Annotated in this window: 20 protein-coding genes; all 20 read right to left on the minus strand. The window is 36.2% G+C overall.

The window, feature by feature from the left end:
* Positions 1 to 5: 5 nt before the first annotated feature.
* The 20 genes from rpsK to rpsC all read right to left on the minus strand — a co-directional run bounded on the left by rpsK (position 6) and on the right by rpsC (position 9,693).
* Complete coding sequence (gene rpsK / locus WC622_RS15645) at positions 6 to 395, minus strand: 30S ribosomal protein S11 (RefSeq protein ID WP_306550760.1); 390 nt, start codon at positions 393 to 395, stop codon at positions 6 to 8.
* Between the two features lie 132 nt (positions 396 to 527).
* The gene (rpsM, locus tag WC622_RS15650) at positions 528 to 905 is read right to left on the minus strand and encodes a 30S ribosomal protein S13 (protein WP_372820639.1); all 378 of its coding nucleotides are present in this window, start codon (positions 903 to 905) and stop codon (positions 528 to 530) included.
* Positions 906 to 976: 71 nt separating this feature from the next.
* The gene (gene rpmJ / locus WC622_RS15655) at positions 977 to 1,093 is read right to left on the minus strand and encodes a 50S ribosomal protein L36 (protein ID WP_010599887.1); all 117 of its coding nucleotides are present in this window, start codon (positions 1,091 to 1,093) and stop codon (positions 977 to 979) included.
* An 8-nt stretch (positions 1,094 to 1,101) separates the two neighbouring features.
* Entirely contained in the window at positions 1,102 to 1,320 is a 219-nt protein-coding gene (gene infA, locus WC622_RS15660; RefSeq protein WP_008244555.1) for a translation initiation factor IF-1, read from the minus strand.
* A 71-nt stretch (positions 1,321 to 1,391) separates the two neighbouring features.
* Positions 1,392 to 2,177 (minus strand): type I methionyl aminopeptidase, encoded by a 786-nt coding sequence (map, locus tag WC622_RS15665; RefSeq protein ID WP_372820640.1) that lies wholly within the window; start codon positions 2,175 to 2,177, stop codon positions 1,392 to 1,394.
* A gap of 9 nt (positions 2,178 to 2,186) precedes the next feature.
* Complete coding sequence (gene secY / locus WC622_RS15670; protein ID WP_372820641.1) at positions 2,187 to 3,521, minus strand: preprotein translocase subunit SecY; 1,335 nt, start codon at positions 3,519 to 3,521, stop codon at positions 2,187 to 2,189.
* A gap of 3 nt (positions 3,522 to 3,524) precedes the next feature.
* The gene (rplO, locus tag WC622_RS15675; protein WP_372820642.1) at positions 3,525 to 3,971 is read right to left on the minus strand and encodes a 50S ribosomal protein L15; all 447 of its coding nucleotides are present in this window, start codon (positions 3,969 to 3,971) and stop codon (positions 3,525 to 3,527) included.
* 104 nt (positions 3,972 to 4,075) lie between these two features.
* On the minus strand, positions 4,076 to 4,255 hold the full coding sequence (gene rpmD, locus WC622_RS15680; protein ID WP_372820643.1) for a 50S ribosomal protein L30: 180 nt from the start codon (positions 4,253 to 4,255) through the stop codon (positions 4,076 to 4,078).
* 4 nt (positions 4,256 to 4,259) lie between these two features.
* Complete coding sequence (gene rpsE, locus WC622_RS15685) at positions 4,260 to 4,778, minus strand: 30S ribosomal protein S5 (RefSeq protein ID WP_090992916.1); 519 nt, start codon at positions 4,776 to 4,778, stop codon at positions 4,260 to 4,262.
* Positions 4,779 to 4,796: 18 nt separating this feature from the next.
* Positions 4,797 to 5,150, minus strand: coding sequence for a 50S ribosomal protein L18 (rplR, locus tag WC622_RS15690; protein ID WP_173271969.1), 354 nt, complete (start codon positions 5,148 to 5,150; stop codon positions 4,797 to 4,799).
* Between the two features lie 5 nt (positions 5,151 to 5,155).
* Positions 5,156 to 5,713 (minus strand): 50S ribosomal protein L6, encoded by a 558-nt coding sequence (gene rplF, locus WC622_RS15695; RefSeq protein ID WP_372820644.1) that lies wholly within the window; start codon positions 5,711 to 5,713, stop codon positions 5,156 to 5,158.
* Between the two features lie 18 nt (positions 5,714 to 5,731).
* Entirely contained in the window at positions 5,732 to 6,133 is a 402-nt protein-coding gene (gene rpsH / locus WC622_RS15700) for a 30S ribosomal protein S8 (RefSeq protein ID WP_235524166.1), read from the minus strand.
* A 158-nt stretch (positions 6,134 to 6,291) separates the two neighbouring features.
* Positions 6,292 to 6,561 (minus strand): 30S ribosomal protein S14, encoded by a 270-nt coding sequence (rpsN, locus tag WC622_RS15705; protein WP_173271964.1) that lies wholly within the window; start codon positions 6,559 to 6,561, stop codon positions 6,292 to 6,294.
* A complete protein-coding gene (gene rplE / locus WC622_RS15710; protein WP_131555077.1) occupies positions 6,561 to 7,127 on the minus strand; it encodes a 50S ribosomal protein L5 in 567 nt (188 codons plus the stop codon). Before rplE ends, rpsN begins: the two co-directional genes overlap by 1 nt.
* Positions 7,127 to 7,465: a 50S ribosomal protein L24 gene (rplX, locus tag WC622_RS15715; protein ID WP_182923615.1), complete on the minus strand. Its 339-nt coding sequence runs from the start codon at positions 7,463 to 7,465 to the stop codon at positions 7,127 to 7,129. The genes rplE and rplX overlap by 1 nt, the downstream gene beginning before the upstream one ends.
* Position 7,466: 1 nt before the next feature.
* Entirely contained in the window at positions 7,467 to 7,835 is a 369-nt protein-coding gene (gene rplN, locus WC622_RS15720; protein ID WP_041878524.1) for a 50S ribosomal protein L14, read from the minus strand.
* Position 7,836: 1 nt separating this feature from the next.
* Complete coding sequence (gene rpsQ / locus WC622_RS15725) at positions 7,837 to 8,091, minus strand: 30S ribosomal protein S17 (protein WP_055130475.1); 255 nt, start codon at positions 8,089 to 8,091, stop codon at positions 7,837 to 7,839.
* Between the two features lie 13 nt (positions 8,092 to 8,104).
* Positions 8,105 to 8,314 (minus strand): 50S ribosomal protein L29, encoded by a 210-nt coding sequence (gene rpmC, locus WC622_RS15730; protein ID WP_173271960.1) that lies wholly within the window; start codon positions 8,312 to 8,314, stop codon positions 8,105 to 8,107.
* A gap of 72 nt (positions 8,315 to 8,386) precedes the next feature.
* Positions 8,387 to 8,809 carry a 50S ribosomal protein L16 gene (gene rplP, locus WC622_RS15735; RefSeq protein ID WP_173271958.1) on the minus strand — a complete coding sequence of 141 codons (423 nt, stop codon included), beginning with the start codon at positions 8,807 to 8,809 and terminating at the stop codon, positions 8,387 to 8,389.
* A gap of 35 nt (positions 8,810 to 8,844) precedes the next feature.
* Complete coding sequence (gene rpsC, locus WC622_RS15740) at positions 8,845 to 9,693, minus strand: 30S ribosomal protein S3 (RefSeq protein ID WP_372820645.1); 849 nt, start codon at positions 9,691 to 9,693, stop codon at positions 8,845 to 8,847.
* Between the last annotated feature and the right edge of the window lie 10 nt (positions 9,694 to 9,703).

Below are 9,703 nucleotides of genomic sequence, written 5' to 3' on the forward strand. Positions count from 1 at the left end.
ATTAATTAAACTCTTCTTCTTTTTGGAGGACGGCAACCGTTGTGCGGAAGCGGGGTGATATCTTGTATCGTAGTAACCTCAATTCCGGCAGTCTGCAGAGTACGGATAGCTGACTCGCGGCCTGAACCTGGACCTTTAACATATACCTGAACTTTACGAAGGCCAAGATCATGTGCTACTTTGGCACAGTCGCCAGCAGCCTGTCCGGCAGCATACGGAGTATTTTTCTTGGAACCTTTGAAACCCATTTTACCGGCAGATGACCAGCTGATGGTTTGACCCTGAAGGTTAGTCAGAGTGATAATGATATTGTTAAATGTAGCGTTTACATGTGCTTCGCCAATTGGTTCAACAATTACAACGCGCTTTTTGGTTACTTTTTTAGTTTTTGCCATTTTCTTTTTGAGATGCGAGATACGAGAGGCGAGAAACGAGACCTATTGCTCTAACCCATTACTTGTATCAATTTCAATTTTCTAATCCGAACACAGAAGTCAGCAAGCGCTGTTCCGCGATCATCCGCTTAATTATTTAGTTGCTTTTTTCTTGTTTGCTACAGTCTTACGTTTTCCTTTACGGGTACGTGAGTTGTTATTGGTACGCTGTCCGCGAACAGGTAATCCTTTACGGTGACGTAATCCACGGTAACAACCGATATCCATTAAACGTTTGATGTTCAATTGAACTTCAGAACGTAATGCACCTTCTACTTTAATACCATCGTTAATAATGGTACGAATAGCAGATAATTCATCATCTGACCAATCTTGTACTTTTTTATTGAAATCAATTCCTGCCTCAGTTAAAATATTTTGTGCAGTAGTTTTACCTATTCCGTAGATATAAGTTAATCCGATCTCACCTCTTTTGTTTCTTGGTAAATCAATACCTGAAATCCTTGCCATATTTATTATGTGTTTTTAAGTAATTCCGAACGGCGGGCCACCGTTGTGCGGTACATTACAATATTCTTTAATTACCCTTGACGTTGTTTGTATTTAGGATTTTTCTTGTTAATCACGTAAAGTTTTCCTTTACGGCGAATAATCTTACAATCAGCGCTACGTTTTTTAATTGATGACCTAACTTTCATTATAATATTTATTTATATCTATAAGTGATCCTACCCTTTGATAAATCGTAAGGCGACATCTCTAATTTAACTTTATCTCCAGGTAAAATTTTGATGTAGTGCATCCTCATTTTTCCTGAAATATGGGCAATAATCTCATGGCCATTTTCGAGTTCAACCCGAAACATAGCATTCGATAATGCTTCTCTTATTACTCCGTCTTGTTCAATTGAGGCTTGTTTAGCCATATTATATTGATTTTTACTTAATTAGCTGCTACTAAACAGGGTTGCAAAATTAAATAAAAATTTTTAATTTTTCACTTTTTTTCTTTTAAAACTTCTTCAATCAATGAAAAGGTCGATAAAACATCTGCTTTCCCCTTTTTGATAGCAACCGTATGTTCGAAATGTGCTGAAGGTTTATTATCTACTGTGGTAACCGTCCACCCGTCAGACGAAAACTTAACACCAGCTTTACCAGCATTAATCATTGGCTCAATAGCGATAACCATTCCTTCTTCTAGTTTAATTCCACTCCCTCGTTTACCATAATTAGGCACTTCGGGTTTTTCATGTAATTTCACTCCAACACCATGTCCAACAAGTTCTCTTACTACACCAAAACCATTATTCTCAGCATGATTTTGCACCGCAAACGCGATATCACCAATTCGCATACCAATAATTGCTTTTTCAATAGCCAGATTTAAACACTCCTGTGTTACTTTGGTTAGTTTTTGCTTTTCGGCATCAACTTCTCCAATAGAAAATGTGTAAGCAGAATCTCCGAAGAAATTATTTTTGATTACACCACAATCGACAGAAATTAAATCTCCTTCTTTGATGACGTATTCACTTGGAAAACCATGTACAACTTGCTCATTGGGAGATATACATAATGAATTAGGGAAACCGCCGTAGTTTAAAAAAGCTGGTATTGCACCATGATCTTTAATAAACTCAAAAGCTAATTTATCTAATGCAAGTGTCGTAACTCCAGGTGCAATTATCTTCGCAACTTCTGCTAGTGTTTTTGAAACAAGTAAAGAACTTTCTCTTATTAATTCTATCTCCTCCGGAGATTTATAATAAATTTTTGACATGCTTATTTTTTACAACACAGCATTGCTACCGCCTGCAGGAATACCTGTACGTCCAGTAACTCTACCTGTTTTCATTAATCCATCGTAGTGACGCATTAATAGATAACTTTCAATTTGTTGTAAAGTATCTAATACTACCCCTACTAAAATCAATAAAGAAGTACCTCCAAAGAAATGAGCAAATTCTTGTTGTATTCCAACTTTAACAGCAAACGAAGGAAGAATAGCAATAATAGCTAAGAACAACGATCCTGGAAAAGTAATCTTAGAAATTACATCGTCTATAAAAGAAGAAGTCGCTAAACCCGGTTTAATACCTGGAATAAATCCACCATTCTTCTTCATATCATCAGACATTTGAGTTGGATTAACTGTAATTGCTGTATAAAAGAAAGTAAATGCAATAATTAAAAATGCAAAAGTTAAGCTGTATGTTGCTGAAGTAATATCAGTATACTGGTGCAACCAACTATCTGTCAATTTAGGAAATAAACCAATTAAAGCATTTGGGATAAACATTAATGCTTGTGCAAAAATGATTGGCATAACACCAGCTGCATTTACTTTTAACGGAATATATTGTCTAACACCACCAACTTGTCTGTTACCAACAATTCTCTTAGCATACTGCACAGGCACTTTACGTACCCCTTGCACAATAAGAATAGTGAACATCACAACGGCAAATAAAGCAACGATTTCTAAAACAAGCATAATCATCCCGCCTTCATTACCAGTAAACCTTGATTCAATCTCTTGTTTCAATGCTAATGGCAAACGAGCAATAATACCCACCATAATAATTAATGATGTACCATTACCTATACCTTTATCGGTTATTTTCTCACCTAACCACATTACAAATAACGTTCCTGCTGTTAAAACAAATCCAGAAAGGACATAGAACATAGTATGATCTATCAAAATTGCCTCCACAGGAACTTGTGTTTTAACATATCCAACAGCTTGTACTGCTGTAATAGCTACAGTTAAATAACGTGTAATTTGAGTTAATTTTTTTCTGCCACTCTCACCTTCTTTTTGCATTTTTTGGAAAGAAGGCACTGCAATACCTAATAACTGAACCACAATAGATGCAGAGATATAAGGCATTACACCTAAAGCAAGAATAGATACTTTAGAAAAAGCACCACCTGCAAACATATCTAACAAACCTAAAATGCCTGTTTTTTGGGTATTCACTAACTGAGCTGGGTCTACACCTGGTAGAACCACTTGACAAACGAACCTGTAGATAACAAGAATCATTAACGTAAAAAGAATACGTTCTTTTAATTCTTGTATTTTCCAAATATTACTGAAAGTAGTAAATAGCTTCTTCATTAATTACAATTTTACGATTGAGCCTCCAGCAGCTTCGATAGCTTTTTGCGCAGTTGCAGAAAAAGCGTGAGCTGTAACTTCTAATTTAGCTTTAACTTCACCACGACCTAAGATTTTCACCAAGTCATTTTTTGAAGCTAAACCATGCTCTTGAATAGCAGCGAAATCAATAGTAGTTAAGTTAAATCTTTCTGCTAAACCTTGTAATACGTCTAAGTTAACACCTACATATTCTGTACGGTTAATAGGTTTGAAACCTACTTTAGGCACACGACGTTGTAAAGGCATTTGACCACCTTCAAAACCGATTTTAGTTTTATGACCTGAACGTGAACCAGCTCCTTTATGACCACGAGTTGATGTACCACCACGACCAGAACCTTGACCACGGCCAATTCTTTTAATTTTTTTAATAGACCCTTTTGCAGGTTTTAAATTACTTAAGTTCATTTTTAAACTTGTTGTGTTGCCCTTCGCTTTCACTAATCAGGGACAACGATAAATAAATAAAAATCTGTTTCAAAGAGAGAACTCCTTAAAACAGATTTTAATAATTAAATAGTCTCTATAGCTACTAAGTGATTAACTTTTCTTACCATCCCAATAATGGCAGCGTTAGCCTCAACCTCTACACTTTGGTTCATTTTAGTTAAACCTAAAGCTTGCATAGTTCTTTTTTGGCGTTCGCTTCTATCGATAATGCTTTTTACTTGGGTAATTTTAATTTTAGCCATGATATTATCCGTTAAAAACTTTATTTAAATCTACACCACGGTGCTGTGCTACTGTATAAGCATCACGCATTTTAGTTAAAGCATCTACTGTTGCTTTTACCACGTTGTGTGGGTTTGATGAACCTTTTGACTTTGCTAATACGTTATGAATACCGGCACTCTCTAATACAGCACGCATTGCACCACCAGCAATTACACCGGTACCTACAGCTGCAGGTTTGATTAAAACAAAACCTCCAGAGAATTTACCGATTTGCTCATGAGGAACAGTACCATGCAAGATTGGAACTTTAACTAAGTTCTTTTTTGCATCATCAATTCCTTTAGCAATAGCTTCTGTAACCTCTTTCGCTTTACCTAAACCATAACCAACAACACCGTTTTCATCTCCAACAACCACAATGGCTGAGAAACTGAAAGTACGACCACCTTTGGTTACTTTGGCAACACGTTGTATGCTAACTAAACGATCTTTCAATTCGATTTCGCTAGTCTTTACTCTTTTTATATTGATAGTTGACATCTTATCCTATTTCTTAGATTAAAATACTAAACCAGCTTCGCGAGCACCCTCTGCCAACGATTTAACACGACCATGGTATAAGTAACCATTTCTGTCGAAAACAACTTCTTTAACACCAGCTGCGATTGCTTTTTCAGCAACTAACTTGCCTACTGCTACCGACTGATCAGATTTGTTTCCTTTACCAGTAAAATCTTTAGATAAAGAAGATGCTGAAACTATTGTATTACCAGTTACATCGTTAATAATTTGAGCATAAATACCTTTATTGCTTCTATAAACTGATAAACGTGGACGGCTCTCAGAACCAGTAAGTCTTTTTCTGATACCTTTTTTGATACGATCTCTACGAGATAATTTTTTTCCTGCCATTTTAATTATTTTTTAGAAGCTGATTTACCTGCTTTTCTTCTTAACACTTCACCAACAAACTTGATACCTTTACCTTTATATGGCTCTGGAGCACGTAACGAACGTATTTTTGCTGCTACTTGACCTATCAATTGTTTATCAATACTCTCTAAAATAATTTTAGGAGTCTGACCTTTTTCAGATGTGGTGGTTACTTTAATCTCAACTGGTAACTGGAATACATAGTGGTGAGAATAACCTAAAACTAGATCCAAAGTATTACCTTGGTTAGTAGCACGGTAACCCACACCTACTAATTCTTGTTCTATTTTATAACCTTCTGTAACACCAACAACCATGTTGTTAATTAAAGAACGATATAACCCGTGAAGGGCTTTATGTCTTTTTTGTTCAGTTGGACGACTAACAGTTAAAACATTATCTTCTTGTTTAACTATGATATCTGTATCTACTTGTTGAGATAATTCTCCTTTTGGACCTTTAACAGTTACTAAATTATCATTAGAAACAGTTATAGTTACGCCTGCCGGGATATTAATTGGATTTTTTCCTATTCTTGACATTGTGCTATCCTCCTTTAATTAATAAACGTGACACAATACCTCACCGCCAATGTTTAATTTGGCTGCTTCTTTATCGGTCATTACACCTTTAGAAGTAGATAAGATTGCTATACCTAAACCATTTAATACTCTTGGCATGTTTTCTACACCAGCATATTGACGTAAACCAGGTTTACTAATACGAGTTAACGTACGAATAGCCGAGATTTTAGTAATTGCATTGTACTTTAAAGCAATTTTAATAACGCCTTGAGCATTAGTGTCTTCAAACTTGTAGTTTGCGATGTAACCTTTGTCAAAAAGAACTTTTGTAATTTCTTTTTTAAGGTTTGATGCAGGAATTTCTACAATTCTGTGATTAGCTTTGATAGCATTTCTCACTCGTGTCAGATAATCTGCGATTGGATCTGTATTCATTATTATTTATTTGTGATAGTGGTATCCTTTTTGCCACTCGGCTTTGGGACCTGCTATCGGTTAAAATTCTATTCGTAGCTATATATATTAAAAAGCTATAAGTTGTAAGGGCTGCAAAAATACAACTTACAACTTATAACTCAAAATTTATAACTTCGTTATTACCAGCTAGCTTTTCTAACTCCTGGTATTTTACCGTCTAAAGCCATTTCGCGGAAAGTTACTCTTGAGATACCAAAAGTACGCATATATCCACGAGGACGACCTGTTAATTTACAACGGTTATGCAAACGCACTGCCGATGAATTTTTAGGTAATTTATCTAATCCTGCGAAATCACCTGCTGCTTTTAATTCAGCACGTTTATCTGCATATTTAGCAACCAATTTTTGACGCTTAACTTCGCGAGCTTTTACACCTTCTTTTGCCATTATTGCTCTGTTTTTTGATTTTTAAATGGTAATCCAAATTGTTTTAAAAGTTCCAATGCCTCAACATCAGTAGTAGCAGACGTTACAAATGTAATGTCCATACCTAAAATCTTGTTGATTTTATCAATGTTGATCTCTGGAAAAATGATTTGTTCAGTAATACCTAATGTGTAATTACCTTTTCCATCAAATCCTTTATCATTGATACCTTTGAAATCACGGATACGAGGCAAAGCTACTGAAATTAATCGATCTAAAAACTCATACATGTTATTGTCACGTAAAGTTACTCTTACACCTACTGGCATACCTTTACGTAATTTAAAGTTTGAGATATCTTTTTTAGATTTTGCTCCAACAGCTTGTTGACCAGCAATAGTGCTCATTTCTAAGATAGAGCTATCCATAACTTTTTTATCAGTTACAGAATAACGGCCAACACCTTGGTTAATGGCAATTTTCTCTAATTTAGGAACTTGCATGATGCTTTTGTAATTGAACTTATCTTTAAGAGCAGTTACAATTTCCTCTTTATATTTACTTTTTAATCTTGGTACGTATGCCATTATTTGATTTCCTCCCCTGAAATTTTAGCAACTCTAACTAATTTTCCGTCAGCGTTTAATTTACGACCAACACGAGTAGTTTTACCAGATTTTGGATCAACTAACTGAACGTTAGAAATATGAAGAGCAGCTTCTTTTTTAATTATACCACCATTTGGTGTAGCAGCATTTGGTTTAGTATGTTTTGATACAAGGTTAATACCTTCTACCACAACTCTACTTTTGGCAACAAGTACTTCTTGTACTTTACCTTGTTGGCCTTTTGAATCGCCAGCTATAACCTTTACTAAATCTCCTTTACGGATTTTTACTTTGGCTTGTGTTACTTCTTTTTTCATATTATAATACCTCCGGTGCTAATGATACAATTTTCATGAATTGTTTTTCACGCAGCTCTCTCGCAACCGGGCCAAAAATACGTGTACCACGTGGCTCGTCTTGTGCATTTAACAATACTGCTGCATTGTCATCAAAACGAATATAAGAACCATCCTTACGTCTGATTTCTTTTTTAGTTCTTACTACAACTGCTTTAGAAACTGTTCCTTTTTTAATGTTACCAGATGGCAAAGCGCTTTTTACAGTAACAACAATTTTGTCACCTATAGAAGCATATCTTTTGCCAGTTCCACCAAGTACACGGATAACCAGTACTTGTTTTGCGCCGCTATTATCGGCTACGTTTAATCGTGATTCCTGTTGTACCATCTTATTTAGCTCTTTCTAAAATTTGTACCAATCTCCAGTTCTTGTTTTTACTCAGCGGACGAGTTTCTTGAATTAATACAGTATCACCGATACCACACTCGTTCTTTTCGTCATGAGCCATAAATTTGGTAGTTTTCTTAACAAACTTACCATAGATCGGGTGTTTCACTTTACGTTCAACCGCCACAACAACAGATTTATCCATTTTGTTGCTTACTACCAACCCGGTTCTTGTTTTTCTTAATTGTCTTTCCATTTCGACTCTAAAGTTATTTAGTTTCAGTTGCAGACTGAGCATTAAGCTTAGTCAATTCAGTGTTTAATCGGGCAATGTCTTTTCTTACCTTAGTGATACGGGTAGGATTTTCTATAGCCGAAATTGTATGTGCAAATTTTAACTTTACCAAGTTTTCTCTTTCTTCTGCAATCTTAGCTACTAGTTCTTCTTTTGAAAGCCCTATGATTTCTGAGTTCTTCATTTTATTAATTTTTATGTTCGGGTCTAGCGGTTATAACAACAAGTTATTTACAACATTGATCCCAAATCTTTTTTATGCTTCTACGTAATCTCTACGTACTACAAATTTTGTTTGAATTGGTAATTTTTGAGCTGCAAGTCTTAATGCTTCTTTGGCAATTTCCATTGGAACACCTTCTGCTTCAAAAATTATACGTCCGGGTCTAACAACAGCTACCCAATATTCTGGAGCACCTTTACCTTTACCCATACGTACCTCAGCTGGTTTCTTAGTCACCGGTTTGTCCGGGAATATTCTAATCCAAACTTGACCTTCACGTTTCATGAAACGAGTTACCGCAATACGGGCTGCTTCTATCTGGCGACTTGTAATCCAAGTTGCCTCTAAAGATTTAATCCCGAAAGAACCGAATGACAATTCAGCACCACGAGTTGCTAAACCTTTCATTCTGCCTTTTTGCATCTTTCTGAACTTCGTTCTTTTTGGCTGTAACATTTTATTTTAATATTATCGTTAAACGATCTTGTTAACTATTTGCGTGGACCTCTGTTGGCACCACCACCTTTATTATCTCTTCCAGCACCAGCACCGCCTTGACCTGGACGACCACCACCTGGGCGTTTGTCATTCCTTCTATCTCCGCCGCCTCTGTTATCTCTACCGCCATCACGGCCGCCGAATGCGCCTTGAGGTCTGTCGCCACCTTTACCTGGAGCATTGCTCGCAGCACCGATGTTTGGAGAAAGATCACGTTTACCGTAAACTTCACCTTTACAGATCCAAACTTTAACACCTATTTTACCATAAGTTGTTAATGCTTCTGCTAATGCATAATCAATGTCTGCACGGAATGTATGCAAAGGAATTCTTCCTTCTTTATACTGTTCGCTACGAGCCATCTCAGCACCACCTAAACGACCTGAAGTCATTATTTTGATACCTTCTGCACCCATACGCATTGTTGATGCGATAGTAGATTTCATTGCTCTACGGAATGAGATTCTAGCCTCAAGTTGTTTTGCAACACCTTCTGCAACTAATTGTGCATCAAGCTCTGGGCGTTTAATTTCAAAGATGTTAATTTGAATTTCCTTTTTAGTCAATTTCTTTAACTCTTCTTTGATTTTATCAACCTCTTGACCTGCTTTACCGATTACAATACCTGGACGAGCTGTGTGAATAGTAACAGTGATACGTTTTAACGTACGTTCGATTACTACTTTAGCTACTCCACCTTTTGCAATACGAGCTGAAAGGTATTTTCTTATTTTTTCGTCTTCAACTAATTTATCAGCATAGTTGTTGCCTCCGAACCAATTAGAATCCCATCCTCTGATGATTCCTAACCTGTTACCTATTGGATGTGCTTTTTGTCCCATGTTTATGAAT

Origin of the sequence: Pedobacter sp., from assembly GCF_041662865.1 — a bacterium.
Taxonomy (GTDB): Bacteria; Bacteroidota; Bacteroidia; order Sphingobacteriales; family Sphingobacteriaceae; genus Pedobacter.